Annotated in this window: 18 protein-coding genes; 5 read left to right on the top strand and 13 right to left on the bottom strand. The window is 73.8% G+C overall.

The window, feature by feature from the left end; genetic code table 11:
- Positions 1-72: 72 nt before the first annotated feature.
- From ABZ570_RS18430 to ABZ570_RS18445, 4 genes are all read right to left on the bottom strand, one after another.
- The gene (locus ABZ570_RS18430) at positions 73-351 is read right to left on the bottom strand and encodes a GlsB/YeaQ/YmgE family stress response membrane protein (RefSeq protein WP_358064528.1); all 279 of its coding nucleotides are present in this window, start codon (positions 349-351) and stop codon (positions 73-75) included.
- Positions 352-596: 245 nt separating this feature from the next.
- Positions 597-2474, bottom strand: a complete 1878-nt coding sequence (lepA, locus tag ABZ570_RS18435) for a translation elongation factor 4 (RefSeq protein ID WP_358064531.1) — start codon at positions 2472-2474, stop codon at positions 597-599.
- A gap of 93 nt (positions 2475-2567) precedes the next feature.
- Positions 2568-3104, bottom strand: coding sequence for a DUF4240 domain-containing protein (locus tag ABZ570_RS18440; RefSeq protein WP_358064534.1), 537 nt, complete (start codon positions 3102-3104; stop codon positions 2568-2570).
- Positions 3101-3751, bottom strand: a complete 651-nt coding sequence (locus tag ABZ570_RS18445) for a DUF4240 domain-containing protein (protein WP_358064537.1) — start codon at positions 3749-3751, stop codon at positions 3101-3103. The genes ABZ570_RS18440 and ABZ570_RS18445 overlap by 4 nt, the downstream gene beginning before the upstream one ends.
- Between ABZ570_RS18445 and ABZ570_RS18450 the strand changes: the two genes are divergently transcribed.
- Positions 3729-4751 carry an aminoglycoside phosphotransferase family protein gene (locus ABZ570_RS18450; RefSeq protein WP_358064540.1) on the top strand — a complete coding sequence of 341 codons (1023 nt, stop codon included), beginning with the start codon at positions 3729-3731 and terminating at the stop codon, positions 4749-4751. The two genes, ABZ570_RS18445 and ABZ570_RS18450, sit on opposite strands and share 23 nt — an antisense overlap.
- Positions 4752-4889: 138 nt before the next feature.
- Positions 4890-5156, top strand: a complete 267-nt coding sequence (gene rpsT, locus ABZ570_RS18455; RefSeq protein ID WP_358064543.1) for a 30S ribosomal protein S20 — start codon at positions 4890-4892, stop codon at positions 5154-5156.
- Between the two features lie 66 nt (positions 5157-5222).
- Here the strand turns inward: rpsT and ABZ570_RS18460 are convergent, their stop codons facing one another.
- The 5 genes from ABZ570_RS18460 to ABZ570_RS18480 form a co-directional block, all read right to left on the bottom strand.
- Positions 5223-5609: a hypothetical protein gene (locus ABZ570_RS18460; RefSeq protein WP_358064546.1), complete on the bottom strand. Its 387-nt coding sequence runs from the start codon at positions 5607-5609 to the stop codon at positions 5223-5225.
- Positions 5606-6586 (bottom strand): DNA polymerase III subunit delta, encoded by a 981-nt coding sequence (holA, locus tag ABZ570_RS18465; protein WP_358064549.1) that lies wholly within the window; start codon positions 6584-6586, stop codon positions 5606-5608. Before holA ends, ABZ570_RS18460 begins: the two co-directional genes overlap by 4 nt.
- Before the next feature lie 149 nt (positions 6587-6735).
- Entirely contained in the window at positions 6736-9120 is a 2385-nt protein-coding gene (locus ABZ570_RS18470; protein WP_358064552.1) for a ComEC/Rec2 family competence protein, read from the bottom strand.
- Entirely contained in the window at positions 9117-10085 is a 969-nt protein-coding gene (locus ABZ570_RS18475) for a helix-hairpin-helix domain-containing protein (protein ID WP_358064555.1), read from the bottom strand. The genes ABZ570_RS18470 and ABZ570_RS18475 overlap by 4 nt, the downstream gene beginning before the upstream one ends.
- Positions 10086-10253: 168 nt before the next feature.
- A complete protein-coding gene (locus ABZ570_RS18480) occupies positions 10254-11453 on the bottom strand; it encodes a citrate synthase (RefSeq protein WP_358064558.1) in 1200 nt (399 codons plus the stop codon).
- 67 nt (positions 11454-11520) lie between these two features.
- Here ABZ570_RS18480 and ABZ570_RS18485 point away from each other — a divergent pair, with 67 nt between their 5' ends.
- Positions 11521-12654 (top strand): citrate synthase, encoded by a 1134-nt coding sequence (locus tag ABZ570_RS18485; protein ID WP_358064560.1) that lies wholly within the window; start codon positions 11521-11523, stop codon positions 12652-12654.
- 57 nt (positions 12655-12711) lie between these two features.
- On the opposite strand, the gene ABZ570_RS18490 is transcribed toward ABZ570_RS18485, so the two are convergent.
- The 4 genes from ABZ570_RS18490 to nadD all read right to left on the bottom strand — a co-directional run bounded on the left by ABZ570_RS18490 (position 12712) and on the right by nadD (position 15388).
- Entirely contained in the window at positions 12712-13602 is an 891-nt protein-coding gene (locus ABZ570_RS18490; protein WP_358064563.1) for a DegV family protein, read from the bottom strand.
- A gap of 48 nt (positions 13603-13650) precedes the next feature.
- Complete coding sequence (locus ABZ570_RS18495; RefSeq protein ID WP_358064566.1) at positions 13651-14280, bottom strand: histidine phosphatase family protein; 630 nt, start codon at positions 14278-14280, stop codon at positions 13651-13653.
- Positions 14277-14681, bottom strand: coding sequence for a ribosome silencing factor (gene rsfS / locus ABZ570_RS18500; RefSeq protein ID WP_358064568.1), 405 nt, complete (start codon positions 14679-14681; stop codon positions 14277-14279). Before rsfS ends, ABZ570_RS18495 begins: the two co-directional genes overlap by 4 nt.
- Positions 14682-14791: 110 nt before the next feature.
- On the bottom strand, positions 14792-15388 hold the full coding sequence (gene nadD / locus ABZ570_RS18505; RefSeq protein WP_358064571.1) for a nicotinate-nucleotide adenylyltransferase: 597 nt from the start codon (positions 15386-15388) through the stop codon (positions 14792-14794).
- A 153-nt stretch (positions 15389-15541) separates the two neighbouring features.
- On the opposite strand from nadD, the gene ABZ570_RS18510 reads away from it, so the two are divergent.
- Both ABZ570_RS18510 and ABZ570_RS18515 read left to right on the top strand, forming a co-directional pair.
- Positions 15542-16186, top strand: coding sequence for a PadR family transcriptional regulator (locus tag ABZ570_RS18510; RefSeq protein ID WP_358064574.1), 645 nt, complete (start codon positions 15542-15544; stop codon positions 16184-16186).
- Positions 16187-16351: 165 nt separating this feature from the next.
- Positions 16352-17539, top strand: coding sequence for an NAD(P)/FAD-dependent oxidoreductase (locus ABZ570_RS18515; protein WP_358064577.1), 1188 nt, complete (start codon positions 16352-16354; stop codon positions 17537-17539).
- The last annotated feature ends 17 nt before the right edge of the window (positions 17540-17556 follow it).

Here is a 17556-nt window from a genome sequence, read left to right on the forward strand (position 1 = left end):
TTGGCCGAGGCCTACCCGGACCACCGCACCGGGGAGCTGCTGCTGGAGCGGGCCCGGCGTTTCACAGGTGGGTCAGTAGCGCGAGACACTGCGCCGACCACCCACACCGGCCACGATGGCCACGGCGACGGCGGCCAGCACGACCTGCAGCAGCAGCTCACGCCAGTCGATACCAGCGGTATCGGCGAAACCCGAGGCCCGCGCGATGACGGTGCCGAGCAGCGCGGCGCCGACGCCGATCAGCATGTGCAGCCACATCGGCATGTTCTGCCGGCCCGGCACGACCAGGCGGCCCAGCGCACCGATGATCAGACCGACGATCAGTGCGGTGATGATACCCGTGACGGTCATGGTCGTCTCCTCCCAAGAAGTTTCACACGTTCTGTGTGGTTCCTGTCGTGAGCGGTAAGTTCCCGACCCGCCGAAAAGCCAAACCGGTTCGACCCATGCCCGATGTCGACGATCGATGCCGGGGACCCGCCGGGACCGATGCCGCGGCCCTCCGGCCAGACGCGAGAACGGCCGGCGCCCCGCACGGGAACCCGGATAGAGGTCACCTGGCGGGGCGCCGGCCGTTCGTCGACGTACCGGAGGGGCTACTTCTTGCCGGCGGGCTTGCCGTCCCCGGAGTCGGAGGAGAGCGCGGCGATGAAGGCCTCCTGGGGAACCTCCACCCGGCCCACCATCTTCATCCGCTTCTTGCCCTCCTTCTGCTTCTCCAGCAGCTTGCGCTTACGGCTGATGTCACCGCCGTAGCACTTGGCGAGCACGTCCTTGCGGATGGCGCGGATCGTCTCCCGGGCGATCACCCGGCTGCCGATGGCGGCCTGGATGGGCACCTCGAACTGCTGGCGCGGGATCAGCGCGCGCAGCTTCGCCGCGATCGTCGTGCCGTAGTTGTACGCCTTCTCCTTGTGCACGATGGCGCTGAACGCGTCCACCGGCTCGCCGTGCAGCAGGATGTCCACCTTGACCAGGTCGGAGGCCTGCTCGCCGGAGGGCTCGTAGTCCAGCGAGGCGTAGCCCTTGGTACGGCTCTTGAGCTGGTCGAAGAAGTCGAAGATGATCTCGGCCAGCGGCAGGGTGTAGCGCAGCTCCACCCGGTCGGCGGAGAGGTAGTCCATGCCGAGCAGGCTGCCCCGGCGGCCCTGGCACAGCTCCATCACCGCGCCGACGTAGTCGTTCGGGGTCAGCACGGTGGCCCGGACCGTCGGCTCGTACACCTCGGCGATCTTCCCGGTCGGGTACTCGCTCGGGTTGGTGACCACGACCTCCTCGCCGTCCTCCTGGATGGCCCGGTAGACCACGTTCGGCGCGGTCGAGATCAGGTCGAGGTTGAACTCCCGCTCCAACCGCTCCCGGATGATCTCCAGGTGCAGCAGGCCGAGGAAGCCGCAACGGAAGCCGAAGCCGAGCGCGCCGGAGGTCTCCGGCTCGTACGTCAGCGCGGCGTCGTTGAGCTTGAGCTTGTCGAGCGCGTCACGCAGGTTGGGGTAGTCCGAGCCGTCGATCGGGTAGAGGCCCGAGTAGACCATCGGCTTCGGGTCCTTGTAGCCACCCAGCGCCTCGGTCGCCGGCCGGGTGTTGATGGTGACCGTGTCACCCACCCGGGACTGGCGCACGTCCTTCACGCCGGTGATCAGGTAGCCCACCTCGCCGACGCCGAGCGCGTTGGCCTTCTGCATCTCCGGCGAGATGACGCCGATCTCCAGCAACTCGTGCACGGCGCCGGTGGACATCATCTTGATCCGGTCGCGGGCCTCGATCCGGCCGTCGATCACCCGGACGTAGGTGACCACGCCCCGGTAGACGTCGTACACCGAGTCGAAGATCATCGCGCGGGCCGGGGCCTCGGCCTCGCCGACCGGCGGCACGAACTGCCGGACGATCTCGTCCAGCAGGTGCGGCACGCCCTCGCCGGTCTTGCCGGAGACCTTGATGCAGTCCGCCGGGTCTCCGCCGATCAGGTGGGCCAGCTCCTCGGCGTACTTCTCGGGCTGGGCGGCCGGCAGGTCGATCTTGTTGAGCACCGGGATGATGTGCAGGTCGTTCTCGAGGGCCAGGTAGAGGTTGGCCAGGGTCTGCGCCTCGATGCCCTGGGCGGCGTCGACCAGCAGGATCGCGCCCTCGCAGGCGGCGAGCGACCGGGACACCTCGTAGGTGAAGTCGACGTGACCCGGGGTGTCGATCATGTTGAGCACGGCGGTCTCGCCGGCCCGGTCGCCCTCCCGGATGGTCCACGGCATGCGGACGGCCTGGCTCTTGATGGTGATGCCGCGCTCGCGCTCGATGTCCATCCGGTCGAGATACTGGGCGCGCATCTGCCGGGGATCGACCACGCCGGTGAGCTGCAGCATCCGGTCGGCCAGGGTCGACTTCCCATGGTCGATGTGGGCGATGATGCAGAAGTTCCTGATGCGCGCCGGGTCGGTGGCACCAGGAGCGTTCGCGCCGGGATCGAGCGTCGGTGGCACAGCGGTCCGTTCTGGTCGGCTGACGTGAGCGGGCCGGCGCGACGCCGGCCCCCTCTATGCTCCCACGTCGCCCGGGACGCCGGCCCGCCCCGGTCACTCCTGCGGCGGTGCGGCGAAGAGTGCGGCGAGGCGGGGCAGCCGCCGGGTGACCTCCCCCTCGTCGTCGAAGTCCCAGAAGTCGTTCAGGTCGGGCACCGGGACCGGCGCGCGGTCCGCCGGCAGCTCCGCCGCGGTCGCCTTCCGGTACGCCTCCCACGGCACCGCCAGCATCTCCTCGCACTCGAACTCCTCGCCGCTGAGCGCGGCGGCCCGGACCTGGGGCAGCTCGGCGAGCGAATCCGGGTCGGCGACGGCCCGGGCGAAGACCGGCCGGCCCTGCGCCATCAGCCAGCCCCGGAAGTACTCGAAGCCGTCGTCCGAGGCGCCCCCGTTGATCAGGTACGCCGCGCCCCACAGGTCGACCCGGTAGGAGGCGGCGAGCACCCGCTGCTGGTGGTGGGCGTACCCGACGATCTCCTCCGGCTCGCGCTCCGCGAGCAGGGCGACCGCGCGGGCGGCGACCGCGTGGGCCTCGCCCCCGGCCCCGGCCCGGGCCTGGTCGATCAGCTGCCAGAAGTCGTCGGTCCTCATGGCCTGGCAGTCTCCCAGACACTCCGGCCGGCAACCCGCCGCGCCGACGGCAGCGGGAACATCGTGGCCAGCCGCGGGTAGCGGCGGCCCAGCTCGGTCGGGTCGTGCAGGTCCCACTCCTCGTCGCGTGGATCGGGCGAACAGCCCAGCTCCCGCCCGCGCGCCTCGGCCTCGTCGTCGACCGCGTCGGCCGCGCCGGTGATCCGCTCGTACGCCTCGTCGGCGACGTAGTCCAGGCCCTCCCAGTCCGGCCACTCGTCGTCGTCCCACCCGTCGACCCGCCGGCCGGCGAGCCGCCGCACCTGCGGCACGTCGGCGAGCATGTCCGGATCGGCGACGACCCGCTCGAACGTCTCCCGCCCGAGCCCGACCAGCCAGGCCTGGAAGTAGTGGAAGCCGTCGTCGGAGCAGAGCCCGGCGCAGATCAGCGAGGCGGCACCCCACAGCCGCCAGGTGTCCGCCCGGGCCCGCGCCTCGTCCAGCCGGAGCGCGAATTCCACCGCGTCCCCGGCGGGCCGCTCGGCCAGCCGGTCGGTGAGCCAGGCCAGCCGCTCGTCGGGCGTCCGGCTGCCGTCGTCGGAGGCCTCGATCAGCGCCCAGAACTCGTCCATCTCCACGCCCTGGATGCTGCCAGCGGCGTACGACACTCCGGTGGGGCAGCATGGTGACGTGCCACCGATCGCCCTGCCCCCGGTGCCGTACGACGCGACGGCCGTCCGCCCCGCGTGGGCGGAGCTGCCGGCGGGACTGCGGGAGGCGCTGACGGCCCGGCTCGGCGGGCCCCCGGTGGCGGTCCGGCCGGCCGGTGCCGGCTTCACCCGGGGCTTCGCCGCGGTGCTGACCGGTCCCGACGGCGGCGGGGTCTTCGTGAAGGCGGCGGCGCTGGCCGAGCAGCGCCACCTGGTCGACTGGTACGCCCACGAGGCGGCGATCCTGGCCCGGCTCCCCGCCGGCCTGCCGGTCCCCCGGCCGCGCTGGGCGCTCACCGAGGCCGGCTGGTACGCGCTCGCCCTGGACGCGATCGACGGGCGGACGCCCCGGCTGCCCTGGGACCCGGCCGAGCTGCACGCCGCCCTCGCCGCGTACGCCGAGGTGGCCGCCGCGCTCGCCGAGCCGCCCCCGGACCTGGTCGCGCTCGGGCTGCCCCGCCTCACCGACCTGGCCCGCGACGACATCCTCTGGTGGGGCGAGGTGGCTGCCGGCCGTGAGCCGACCCCGGACCTGCCCGCCTGGGCCCCGCTGGGCGAGCTGGTCGCGTTGGAGTCCCGGCTTCCCGGCTACGCCGAGCACGGCGGGCTGGCCCACTGCGACCTGCGGGTGGACAACGTCCTGATCGACCCGGCGGGGCGGGCGTGGATCTGCGACTGGAACTGGCTCTGCCACGGGCCGGGCTGGTTCGACCTGGCCGGCCTGCTGGTCACGGCGTACGCCAGCGGCCTGGACGCGGACCTGGCCTTCGCCACCCACCCGGCGTCGGCCGGCGCCCCGGCCGACGCGCTGGACGTCACCCTCGCGGCGCTGTCCGGATACCTCCTGACCAGCGCCGCCGCCGGGCCGTCGACGGCCTCCCCGCACATCCGCACCCACCAGCGGTGGAGCGGCGAGCAGGCGCTCGGCTGGCTGGCCGCCCGGCGGGGCTGGGCGTGAACCGTTTTGGCTCGTCCCGGCGTGAGCCGTTTTGGCTCGTCCCGGCCGACCTGGTAACCTGGCTTTTCGCGCGGCGATGACGCATGCTCGTCGTGCGCGAAAGCAGACCAACCCGAGCTATCAAGACGAGGCTGTCGCGTGGCGAACATCAAGTCCCAGATCAAGCGCAACCGGCAGAACGAGAAGCGCCGGCTGCGTAACAAGTCGGTCAAGTCGTCGCTGAAGACCGCCATCCGGAAGTTCCACGAGGCTGCCGAGGCTGGCGACGCCGAGCTGGCCACCACCCTGATGCGGGACGCAACCCGCAAGCTGGACAAGGCTGCCAGCAAGGGCGTCATCCACGCCAACCAGGCGGCCAACCGGAAGTCGGCGATCGCCAAGCGCGTCGCCTCGTTCTCGGCCTGACGAGCGCTTCTCAACGCTGACCGGAAGCCCCGGGGGGACAACCCGGGGCTTCCGGCTGTCGGCGTTTCAGGGCCGCTGCCTCCGCCGCCCGCCGGGCAGCGCCCGAGCCGCGGTGGGCACGCGGGCCCGCCCGACCACCGGCTCGATCTGCCGGCGGAAGCGGTCCCGCTCCTGCTCCGGCACCTGGGCCGCGGTGCGGATCACCACCTCGGCGACCAGGTCGTTGAGCTTCACCATCGCCGCGACCACGGCCGGCAGCACCAGCACCGCCCACCAGCTGACCAGCTCGGCGAGGGCCAGCAGCACAGCGAGCGCCACCGTCCCCTCGAAGAAGAGGAAGCAGAGCACCCCGCCCGGGTTGACGAAGCGCAGCCCGAGCACCCGCGCGTAGAGCGGGCGGTACCGCTCCTCGTCGCTCGGCACCGTCGCCCAGGACCGAGCCGGTCGGGTCACCGGGCCCCGCCCTGCCGGGCCGCGGCGACGGAGAACACCGCCCGCTCCAGCGCGTACGCCCGGTCGTCGGCGCCCCCCTTGACGGCCGCGTTGCACTCGGCGGCCACCCGCATCGCCTCGACCAGGCCCTCCGGGGTCCAGCCCCGGCCCTGCCGCTGGGCCCGCTCGATCTTCCACGCCGGCATGCCCAGGCTGCTTGCCAGCTGGTACGGGCTGCCCCGCCCGGCGGACGCGACCCGCGCCACCGTACGCACGCCGTCGGCGAGCGCGTCGGCGATCGGCACCGGGTCGACACCGACGTGCAGCGCCCAGCGCAGCGCCTCCAGGGCGGCGGGAACGTCACCGACCATCGTCGCGTCGGCGACGGTGAAGCCGCTCACCTCCACCCGGCCCCGGTAGTAGCGGGCCACCGTGTCCGCCCCGATCCGCCCGTCGGTGTCGGCGACGAGCTGCGAGCAGGCGGCAGCCAGCTCCCGCAGGTCGGTGCCGACTGCGGCGATCAGCGCCTCGGCGGCGTCCTCGGTGCACTTTCCCCCGTTGCGGCGGATCTCGTCCCGCACGAAGGCGACCCGCTCCCGGTGCCCCTTGAGCTTCGCCGCCGGCACCACCGTCGCGCCCGCCGCGCGCAGCCCGTCGGCGAACGCCTTCCCCTTCGCGCCGCCGAGGTGCAGCACCACCAGCTGCACGTCGGGATCCGGGTGCTTCGCGTACGCCAGCAGCGCGGTGACCAGGTCCTTGCGGGCGTCCTGGCCGGACCGGAGCACGAGCACCCGTCGCCCGCCGAACAGCGACGGGCTCAGCATCTCGTCGATCTCACCCACCGTCAGGGAACCGGCCTGGTAGTCGCGGACGTCCACGTCCGGATCGACACTGCGGGCCCGGGCGACGGCTTCGGTGACCGCGCGCGTGGCGAGCAGTTCCTCGTCGCCGAGAACGAGCAGAATAGGAGGCAGGCTGGCGGGGGTCACGTCGCCCATACTCGCACGGCCTCCGGCCGGATCGTGCCTGCTCATCGGCGGCCGTGACGCTGGAGCCCGCACTCAGCGCGAATCCAGACATTTGAGTCGATCCACCTTCTATGCCAACAAGTCGCCTCGGCCGCTCCGGCGGGCGCCGCCGAGCGCGCTCACCGGTGCCGGCCCAGCGGGACGCCGCCGGTCACCACCGCCAGGCCGGGACCGTCGCGTACCGCGGCGATGTCGCCGTCCGTGTCGGTCCGCAGCACCCGGGCGCCGGCCCGGCCCAGCCGGTCGAGCAGGCCCGGGTTGGGGTGCCCGTAGTCGTTGCCGACGCCCACCGAGACCAGCGCGACGGCCGGCCGGACCGCCGCCAGGAACTCCGGATCCTGGTACGCCGAGCCGTGGTGGGCGACCTTCAGCACGTCGGCCCGGACCGCGCCGGGCGGTGCGGCCTCCAGCAGCGCCCGCTGCTCCTCCGTCTCGGCGTCGCCGGGCAGCAGGATCCGCACCCCGGCCACCCTGGCCGCCAGCACCAGCGAGTTGTTGTTCGGATCCGACCGGCTGCCCCGCAGCGGGTACGGCGGCCCGATGACGGTCAGCTCCACTCCCCCGGCCCGCCAGCGCCAGCCCGCCGGCACGGCACGCAACCCGGCGCCACCGGTCCGCGCGGCGGCGCGTACCTCGGACACGCCGAAGGGCGGCTCCGACCACTCCGGGGTCACCACGTCCGCCACCCGGCGCCCGCGGAACACCCCGGCGATCCCGCCCACGTGATCGGCGTGGAAGTGGCTGACCACCAGCAGCGGAACCTCGCGTACGCGGAGCCGGCGCAGGCAGGCGTCGACCCCGGCCGGCTCCGGGCCGGCGTCCACCACCACCGCCCGCCCGGCGGCGACCGGCAGCACCACCGCGTCACCCTGCCCCACCGCGCAGGCCACGATCACCCAGCCGGGTGGCGGCCAACCGGCGGCCAGCAGCCGGACCGGGAGCGTACCGAGCACCACCGCCGCCGCGCAGACCGCGACGAGCCGCCGGAGCGCCCGGCGCCGGGCGACGAGCAGCAGCGCCACGCTGACGGCGGTCAGCAGCAGCGCGCCGGTCACCCCGCCCGGCCAGGGCAGCGTCCCGCCCGGCAGTCGCGCCCCCTGCCGGGCGACGACCACCAGCCACCAGGCCGGCCAGCTCGCCAGCCAGGCGGCGAACTCCGCGCCTGCCGGCCAGATCGGCGATGCCACGGCGGCGATCACGCCCAGCACGGTGGCGGGCGCGACCGCCGGCACCACGAGCAGGTTCGCCGGCACCGCCACCAGGCTCACCGTCCCCGAGAGACCGGCGATCACCGGCCCGCAGGCGAGTTGGGCGGCGGCCGGCACCGCCAGCGCCTCGGCCAACCCCACCGGCACTCCCCGGCGACGCAGCGCGTCCCGCCACCCGGGGGCGAGCAGCAGCAGCCCGGCCGTGGCGCAGACGGAGAGCGTGAACCCCGGGTCCCCGGCCAGGTCGGGGTCGATCAGCACCAGCACGGTCACCGCGGCGGCGAGCGCCGGCAGCGCGGCCCGGGGTCGCCCGGCGGCGAGCGCGGCCAGGCCGATCGCCCCCATCGCGGCGGCCCGGACCACGCTCGGGGACGGCCGGACCAGGATGACGAACCCGACGAGGGCGGCCACGCAGAGGACGGCGGCCGTCCACGGGCCGGCTCGGGCCCAGCGGGCGAGCAGCAGCACCGCACCGACGACGATGGCCACGTTGGAACCGGACACCGCGTTCAAATGGGTCATCCCGGTGGTTCGGAAATCCTCCTCCACTGTCGGCGGCAGCCGGCTGGTGTCTCCCACGACCAGGCCGGGCAACAGGCCACCCTGCTCGTCGGGAAGCGGCTCGCAGGCGCGTTGCAACCCGGCGCGAAGGGCGCCGGCGGCCCGCTGCGGCCAGGGCGGCACGCCGTGCCGGGTGGGTGGCCCGTTCGCCGAGAGCACCGCCGCGGTCAGGTCCCCGCCGCGCGGGGCCGACAACCGTCCCCGGGCGGTTGCCCGCTGTCCCGGCAGCAGCGCACGCCAGGCGGGATCGGACGCCAGCACCAGGCCGCGCACCGACCCGGCGACCTGGCGTCCGGCGGAGTCGGTGAGGCGTACCAGGTCGGCGCGAAGGAGCACGGTGGACGGCCGGCCGGCGGCACCCCGGATCGGGCGCGGGTCGTCCCGGACCACCAGCTCGACGGTGACCAGGGCCCGCTCGTCGACGAGCGCCCGCACCGGCGCGGCGTCGCGGACGGCGACCCGGGCGGCGGTGGCCGCCGCGCCGCAGACCACCCCGAGCAGCACGGCGACCGCGATCCAGCCGTACCGGCGGACGGGAGCGGCCGGCCGGCCCAGCAGGCCGCACAGGTACAGGCCGAGGAGGACGGCAAGGCCAGCGGCACCGGCGGCGAGCGTGGCCATGGTCGCCGCGCTCTGGTGCAGCCCGGCCAGGGCGGCGAGCCAGGCCGCCACGGCCAGGCCGGCCAGTCGCAGGTCGGGAACCTCACGGGGGTCGGAGTCCCGCGCGGCGCTCACACCGTCACCAGGTCCTTGAGCTGCTCGTACCGGGCGTCGCCTATGCCCTCGACCTGGCGGAGGCCGGAGACCGACCGGAACCCGCCGTGGCGTTCACGGTGGTCGAGGATCCGCTGGGCGAGCACCGGGCCGACGCCGGGCAACGCGTCGAGCTCGGCAAGCGTGGCGGTGTTCAGGTTGACCAGGCCGCCCGGCGTACCGCCGCCGGCCGCCGGGCCGCCCGCCGGCTGACCGGGCTGCGCGGGCTGACCCGGTTGGCCGGGCGGGGCGGCCACGCCGACCAGGATCAGCTCGCCGTCGGTGACCTTGCGGGCCGGGTTGAGCAGGGCCACATCCACCCCGGGCAGCGCGCCGCCGGCCGCCTCGACGGCATCGCCGACCCGGGCGCCGGCCGGCAGCCGGACCAGCCCGGGACGGCGTACCTTGCCGGCGACGGCGACCACCACCTCGCCGCCCGCTCCGGACGGCGCGGCCGGGGACGGCTGCGCCTCGTCGGGCGCGGCGACCGTCGCCGCCGGTCGGACCGGCTCGGCGCGCGGCCGGGACCGCCAGGCCCAGACCCCGGCGACCAGCACCACGACGGCGGCGACGACCGCCAGCGCCCGGACCCCGCGCCGGCCGGGGTCGAAGGCGCCCGGCCCCGGCAGCCGGGAGAGCCGACCGGTGCGCGGCGACTCCTGCTCGGCCTCGTCGGCGAGGGTGGCCTCGGCGAGGCCGGCCGCACGCGGCGCCGGCGCGTCTGAGTCCACCAGCGCGGAGCGCGACGCGGGCCCGAAGCGCGAGGCGGGCCCGGCCGCGGGCGGCACGATCGCGTCGGGCTGGCCCGGCAGCGACCGCGCTCCCGCCTCGCGCCGGGGCGTCGCCGGGACCAGGTCGACGATCGGCCAGGCCGGCTCGTGGCGCGAACTCGGCTCGAACAGCCGGGCCAGCCGTCGTCGCACCGCGCTTTCCTCGTCGTCGGACACGGCGCGAGGCTAGGCCGGACCAGGGGTGGCGTTCAGGTCCCGGTGGTCGTCCTGTGGACGGAGCGCCTCCCTGTGGACAAACGCCTGATCAAGCCCATGCTGTGCTATCACGCGAGGCGGAGGGCCCGCCGGCAGCACCGCACGGGGCAGTCAGCCCGGAAAGGGAGTTCACGCCGATTCGGGCGGTGGCCCGGTGTAGCCGCTGCTCCAGCGGAACCGGTTGGCCGGCTGGGTGTACTCCTCGATGACGTGGGCGACCCAGCCCGCCGTCCGGGCGATCGCGAAGATCACCTCCCCGGCACCCGGGCCCATGCCGGTCGCATGCGCCAACGCGGCGACGGCGAAGTCGACATTGGGCAGGACGCCCCGCCGCGCCGCCGTGGCGATCAGGTCGTCGACGGCCCGCCGCAGCTCGCCCTCGAGCGGCAGTGCCGCGACGAGTTCGAGGAGGGCCGCTCCCCGCGGATCACCCGCCGGGTACAGCAAGTGCCCGAACCCGGGCAGGCCGCCGCTCCGGAGCCACTCGGCGACCGCGGCCGGCGCCCCTTCCCGCAGCGCCGCGCCGATCATCCGGTAGACGCTGCTGCCCACCGCCCCGTGCATCGGCCCGTCCAGCGCGCCGAGGCCCGCCAGCACGGCCGCGTAGGGATTTGCCCGGGTCGAGGCCGCAACCCGTACCGCGATGGTCGAGGCGGCCAGGTCATGATCGGCGAGTAGGACGAGGGCGGCGTTGAGCGCGCGGAGGCCCGCTACGGAGGCCGGCCGGTCGGTCAACCGCAGCCACAAACGGGCCGCCAGGCCGTCGTCCGGGGCTGCTTCGCCCGCGAGCGGCAGGGCGTCGACCATGGTGGACAGCAGCGCGGGCGCGAGACCCGTCACGGTGGCGGGCGCCAGGTCGAAGCGGAGCGGATCCATCGCGGCCGCGACGGCGACGATCACCGGCAGCCGATCGAAGAGTCGGGCCTGGGCCGGCAGGTGACTGCTCGCCTGCCTCGCCCGCTCGACGGTCTCTGCGGACGCCACAAAAGGCTTCGCCGGCCGTTCGCCCGTCCAGAGCCACCGCGCGATCTCCTCGAACGGGGTCACCGGCGCGAGCCTGGCCGCGTCCAACCCCCGGTAGTGGAGCCGCCCGTACGCGATCAGCGTCGTGCCGGTCCGCATGGCGGGCGCGGCATCGCGTTCCGGCCGGGTCGCCTGGGTGCGGGCCGCCAGCCGCTCGACGTCGACCAGCCGGAAGCGGCTGATCCGCTCGCCGGGAACCTTGACCCTGTCAAGCAACCCTCGGCTGACGTAGGCGTAGATCGTCTCCGGCTTGATACGCAGGCGGTGGGCCACCTCGGCCGTCGTCAGCAATTGGTCCTCCGACATGTGGCCATGCTCTCACATTGACTGGATCAATGTTGACCGCCCCGTCCGGCAACGTGAGGCTGCCGGCATGACTGACACCATCACCGCTCCCCGGGGCCTCGCCGGCGTCGTCGTCACCGACACCACGATCGGCCGCGTGCGCGGCCGCGAGGGCTTCTACCACTACCGGCAGTACTCCGCGATCGAACTGGCCGAGCGCCGCACGTTGGAGGACGTCTGGGCGCTGCTGATCGACGGTGCCCTGCCCGACGGGGACAGTGCGCTCCAACAGGAAGTCGCCCCGCTGCGCCACATCCCGCCCGCCGTCGCCGCCGCGCTGCCCGGCATCGCCGCGGCCTCCCGGTCGCAGGACCCGATGAGCGGGCTACGCGCCGCGCTGGCCGTCGCCGGCCTTGCCGCCGGAGCCCGCCCGTTGTACGACACGTCGCCGGCCGACCGGCGGGCGCAGGCCATGGCGCTCTGTGCCCTCACGCCCAGTCTGCTGGCGGCGTTGTACCGGCTGTGGGCGGGTCTGGAGCCGATCGAGTCGCGCGACGATCTGTCGCACGCGGCGAACTACCTCTACATGGTCACCGGCAAGGAGCCGTCCGAACGCCACGCCCGGGCGATCGAGCGCTACCTCATCGCGACCGTGGATCACGGCTTCAACGCGTCAACCTTCACCGCCCGCGTCATCGCCTCCACCGGTGCCGACATCTACGCCTGCGTCGGCGGGGCCCTCGGCGCGCTCTCCGGCCCCCTGCACGGCGGGGCTCCCAGCCGGGCCCTCGACACCCTCGATGCCATCGGCTCCGTCGACCGGGCCGATTCGTGGTTGCGCTCGCGCATCCTGAACGGCGAGCGGATCATGGGGTTCGGGCACCCGATCTACCGCACGGAGGACCCGCGATCACGCATGCTCAAGGGGATCGCCCAGGACCTCGGCGGGGATCTGGTGGACTTCGCCGTGGCCGTCGAGGAGCGGGTCCTGTCCTTGCTGGCGGAGCTGAAGCCCGGCCGGGAACTGCACACCAACGTGGAGTACTACGCCGGCGTCGTCATGCACCTGTGCGGGTTGCCGCGGGAGATGTTCACGCCGACCTTTGCCACCAGCCGGGTCATCGGATGGTGTGCGAACGTGCTGGAACAGGCCGACGACCCGAAGATCATCCGGCCGGACTCGCGATACGTCGGCCCCCACCCGCCCCAGCCGCTGCCGTGAGCGCGGGTGGCCCGCTCCCATTGCGCCACCCACGCCGCGTATTCGGATCTTGGACAGTCACCGTTCGCTGCTGGCGGTGACTGTCCAAGATCTCGAGATGCCCGGGCGGCGGTGGATCACCACGCAGGCCAGCCCTGGCCCGGCGTGCGCCGCCACCACCGCGCCGGCCTCGGTGACGTACGTGTCGTGCAGGCGGTCGCCGAGCCGCCCGGTCAACGCCGTCACCAACTGCTCGGCCCGCTGCGGGGCGGCGAGATGGTGCACCGCAAGGTCCACCTCGGCATCGCCGGCCGCCTCGACCGCCAGGTCGACCAGGCGGGCCAGGCCCCGGCCGGCGGTCCGCACCTTGTCCCGCACCACGATCGCGCCGTCCGGCATGTGCAGGATCGGCTTCACCGACAGGGCGGTGCCGAGCAGCGCCTCGGCCGCGTTGATCCGGCCGCCCCGGCGGAGGAACTCCAGGGTGTCCACGTAGAAGAAGATGGTGGTCCGGGCGATCGCGTCGACCGCCGCCTGGCGTACCCCGGAGAGGTCCGCGCCCCCGGCGGCGGCCGCCGCCGCGGCGAGCACCGGAAAGCCCAGGCCCATCCCCGTCGATCGGCTGTCCACCACGGCGACGCGGTCGCCGACCTCGGCGGCGGCCAGCCGGGCCGCTTCCACCGTGCCGGAGAGTTCGGCCGACAGGTGCACCGAGACCACCGCCTCGGCGCCCTCCGCCAGCAGCGCGCGGTAGGCCTGCCCGAACTGTTCCGGCGCCGGCCGGGACGTGCTGGCGGCGACCCGCCGGCCGCCCAGTGCCCGGCTGGCGTCGTCGGGAGACACCTCGACCCCTTCGAGCCCCTCCACGCCGTTCAGCACCACGGTGAGCGGGACGACGGTGAGCCGGTACGCGCGCACCAGCTCGGGCGGAAGGTAGGCGGTGGAGTCGGTGACGACCGCGACGGGCATGCCCGGCACGCTAGCCGATGCCGGGACGGCGCGCCCGGGCCGGAGGACTCAGACCGCCTCGGTCAACGCCGGCAGCGTGATCAGCCCGACGTTGTGCGCCCGCAGGTGCCAACCGCGGACGTCGTCGTGGCGCAGCTCGGTCCAGTGGCAGTTGGCCAGCGAACCGACCGTCCGCAGCACGGTGTGACCCCAGCCGAGCAGGTGACCGACGCCCTGCCGGGCGCCGCCGCCGTGCGTGGTCACCACGACGGTGCCGCCGACGGCCAGGTCGGCCGCGTCCTGGAAGGCGGCGCCGAGCCGCTTGCCCAGGTCGTCGAGGCTCTCGATGCCGGCGCCCGGGTCGGGGTCGCCGGCGCGCCAGCGCGCGTACTCGTCGGGGAAGCGCTCGGCGACCTCGGTGAGCGCGAGGCCCTGCCACTGGCCGAAGTGGCGCTCGCGCAACCGGGCGTCGGTGCGGACCGGCAGCCCGGTCAGCGCGGCGAGGGCGGCGGCGGTGTCGGCGGCCCGGCGCAGGTCGCTGGCGACGATCGCGTCCGGGCGCAGCGCGGCCAGCACGGGCGCGGCGGCCCGGGCCTGCTCCCGGCCGAGGTCGTTTAGCGGTACGTCGGTCTGGCCCTGGACCCGGCCGGTGGCGTTCCAGTCGGTGTTGCCGTGCCGCCAGATGATCAGACGGGTCATTCCGCGCTGGCGGTGCCGGCGGCCGAGTCGGCCAGGTCGCGGTCCTCGAACGGGACCTGCGGGCAGTCCTTCCAGAGCCGGTCGAGGGCGTAGAACTCGCGCTCCTCGGTGTGCTGCACGTGCACCACGATGTCGACGTAGTCGAGCAGCACCCACCGGCCGGCCCGCTCGCCCTCGCGCCGGACCGGCTTGGCCTTCTCCGGCAGCTCCAGCAGCCGCTCCTCGATGGCGTCGACGATGGCGAGCACCTGTCGCTCGTTCGGAGCGGCGGCCAGCAGGAACGCGTCGGTGATGGCGAGCTGGTCGCTCACGTCGATGATGACGATGTCCTGTGCCTTCTTGTCGGCCGCGGCCTGGGCGGCGGCCGTCGCCAGCTCGTGCGCGCGTTCGGAAACTGTCACCGTTCTCCTTCGATCAACCGTGCGACCCTCCAAGCGTCTCACACCCGGCGGCGCAACGACTTGTCAGTTCTGGCCGATTACCCGGGCAAAGGCTCACATTCCCGCCGAATTCACCGCTGGTAGAGACGCCGTTTGGCGATGTACTGCACCACACCGTCCGGCACCAGGTACCAGACCGGCTCACCCCGGGCGACCCGCGCCCGGCAGTCGGTCGAGGAGATCGCCATCGCCGGGACCTGCACCAGGCTGACCGTGTCCGCGGGGAGGTGCTTGTCGGACAGCTCGAAGCCGGGGCGGGTCACCCCGATGAAGTGCGCCAGCTCGAATATCCGGTCCACCTCCTTCCAGGACAGGATGCGCTCCAGGGCGTCCGCTCCGGTGATGAAGAAGAGCTGCACCTTCGGGCCGTACTCGGCGCGCAGGTCGCGCAGCGTGTCGACGGTGTAGGTCGGGCGACCCCGGTCGATGTCGACCCGGCTCACCTGGAAGCGCGGGTTGGAGGCGGTGGCGATCACCGTCATCAGGTAGCGGTCCTCGGCCGGGCTGACCGGCTCGTCCGCCTTCTGCCAGGGCTGCCCGGTGGGGACGAAGACCACCTCGTCCAGGCCGAACCGGTCCGCCACCTCGCTGGCCGCCACCAGGTGCCCGTGGTGGATCGGGTCGAAGGTGCCGCCCATGATCCCGATCCGCCGGATGTCTTCCTCCACCCCGCGATCGTAGGCCGGGGCCCGGTACCGGCGGTCTCGGCCCTGATCGACGTCCGCACCGCCGGACGGCTCAAGTCGAGGCTTCCCCTGACGCGCCGGCCAGGCTTATACTCGTCGACAAGTAATCGGAGACGAGCAATGACGGAGGACGGCATGCCGCAGCAACGGAAGGTCGGCAACCTGCTGGCCCTGGCCGTGCTGTCGGCCCTCGCCCAGCGGCCCATGCACCCGTACGAGATCGCCACGACGCTCCGCGGCTGGGGCAAGGACCAGGACATGGGCATCAAGTGGGGGTCCTTCTACACGGTCGTCCGCAACATGGACCGGCACGGCCTGATCGCGGCCGTGGAGAGCGTCCGCGAGGGCCGCCGTCCCGAGCGCACCGTCTACCGCATCACCGACTCCGGCCGGACCGAGCTGGTCGACTGGACCCGCGAGCTGGTGTCGACCCCGGTCGCGGAGCAGTCGAGCTTCCGCGCCGGCCTGTCGGTGCTCGCCGTGCTGCACCCCGACGAGGCGGCGACCCTGCTGCGCCGGCGGCTGACGCTGCTGGAGGAGCAGATCACCGCCGATCGGGCCGCGTTCGCCGAGCACCTGCGCACCGTCCCGCGCCTGTTCCTGGTCGAGTCGGAGTACGACCTGGCCATCCAGGAGGCGGAGGCGGCCTGGATCCGCGGCCTGCTGGCCGAGTTCAGCTCAGGCAGCTACCCGGGCCTGGACGAGTGGCGAGCCTTCCACGAGACCGGTACGTCCCCGGCGGAGCCGGGCGCCGGGGAGGGGAGCGACGCCACACCGTGATGGACGGCCCCGGCACGGTGCGCCAACACCAGGCCGGGGCCCTTACCTCGAACCGACACCGGAAGTGCCCAGCCCGAAGCGGCAACCACGAGGATAGCGGGGCTCCCTCCAGGTCGGTTCGTACGCCCGACAACCGACGATCCCTGGGAGGGAACCGTGACCAGAGTGAGAACAGCGATCGTGATCGGCGGCGGCGTCGCCGGTCCGGTGACCGCGTTGGCGCTGCACCGCGCCGGCATCACCGCCACCGTGCACGAGGCGTACCCGAGCATCAGCGACGGCGCCGGCGGCACCCTCGCACTCGCGCCCAACGGCGTCGCGGCGCTGCGTGCCGTCGACGCGGACCAGGCGGTGACCGCGATCGCCACCCCGATCGTCCGGACGGTGATGGCGGTGGGCCGCAAGCGCATCGAGCTGCCGGGCCTGCCGGGCGTGCCGCCGTTGCAGGTGGTGCACCGCAACGAACTGCACCGCGCGTTGCACGACCGCGCCCGCGCCGAGGGGGTGGTGATCGAGCACGGCAAGCGCCTGGTCGACGTACGGGAGACGGCCGGCGGGATCACCGCCCGGTTCGCCGACGGCAGCACGGCCACGGCGGACGTCCTGATCGGCGCAGACGGCATCCGGTCAACCGTCCGCACCCTGATCGACTCGGACGCGGCCGGTCCGAGGTTCACCGGACTGCTCGGCTTCGAGGCGGTGGCGCGACACGAGGTGGAGGCGGAGCCGGGCACCATGACCTTCGCCTACGGCCGGAACGCCTACTACCTCTACTGGCCGGAGCCGGGTGGCGGCACCCGGTGGGGCGCCAACCTGCCGCAGGAACGGCCGATGAGCCTCACCGAGGCCCGCGCGGTGCCGCCGGCCGACTGGATGCGGACGCTGCGGGCCGCGTACGGCGACGACGACCCGGGCGGCGAGCTCCTGCGCACCAGCCGCGAGGACGAACTGCTGACGGTGGGCTCCCTGCACATCATGCCGCCGGTCCGGCACTGGCACCGCGGGCGGATGGTGCTGGTCGGCGACGCGGCGCACGCGCCGTCGAACAGTTCCGGCCAGGGTGCCTCGCTGGCCATCGAGAGCGCCGTGCAGCTCGCTCGCTGCCTGCGTGACCTGCCCGACCTCCCGTCCGCGTTCGCCGCCTACGAGCAGCTCCGGCGCGGTCGGGTGGAGGGGATCGCCGCACGGGCGGCGAAGATCAACCACACGAAGGCCCCGGGTCCGGTGGCGCGGGCGTTGATGCCGGTGCTGATGCCGCTGCTGCTCCGAATCGCGATGAACCCGGAGAAGACGCTCGGCCCCGAGCAGCGGTACGTCATCGACTGGGACGCCGTCGTGACGGCCGGTCGCTGAGCCCGCGCCGGGGGTGG

Source organism: Micromonospora sp. NPDC007271, assembly GCF_040634005.1.
In the GTDB taxonomy this organism is placed as follows: domain Bacteria; phylum Actinomycetota; class Actinomycetes; order Mycobacteriales; family Micromonosporaceae; genus Micromonospora.

What these genes read in the sequence shown, in the direction of transcription:
- ABZ570_RS18480 (WP_358064558.1), bottom strand. Translation starts at nt 11,453, where the DNA reads ATGTCGGAGGACCAATTGCTGACGACGGCCGAGGTGGCCCACCGCCTG.
- ABZ570_RS18490 (WP_358064563.1), bottom strand. Translation starts at nt 13,602, where the DNA reads ATGCCCGTCGCGGTCGTCACCGACTCCACCGCCTACCTTCCGCCCGAG.
- ABZ570_RS18430 (WP_358064528.1), bottom strand. Translation starts at nt 351, where the DNA reads ATGACCGTCACGGGTATCATCACCGCACTGATCGTCGGTCTGATCATC.
- ABZ570_RS18450 (WP_358064540.1), top strand. Translation starts at nt 3,729, where the DNA reads ATGCTGCCAGCGGCGTACGACACTCCGGTGGGGCAGCATGGTGACGTG.
- ABZ570_RS18495 (WP_358064566.1), bottom strand. Translation starts at nt 14,280, where the DNA reads ATGACCCGTCTGATCATCTGGCGGCACGGCAACACCGACTGGAACGCC.
- ABZ570_RS18510 (WP_358064574.1), top strand. Translation starts at nt 15,542, where the DNA reads ATGCCGCAGCAACGGAAGGTCGGCAACCTGCTGGCCCTGGCCGTGCTG.
- ABZ570_RS18440 (WP_358064534.1), bottom strand. Translation starts at nt 3,104, where the DNA reads ATGAGGACCGACGACTTCTGGCAGCTGATCGACCAGGCCCGGGCCGGG.
- ABZ570_RS18485 (WP_358064560.1), top strand. Translation starts at nt 11,521, where the DNA reads ATGACTGACACCATCACCGCTCCCCGGGGCCTCGCCGGCGTCGTCGTC.
- holA (WP_358064549.1), bottom strand. Translation starts at nt 6,586, where the DNA reads ATGGGCGACGTGACCCCCGCCAGCCTGCCTCCTATTCTGCTCGTTCTC.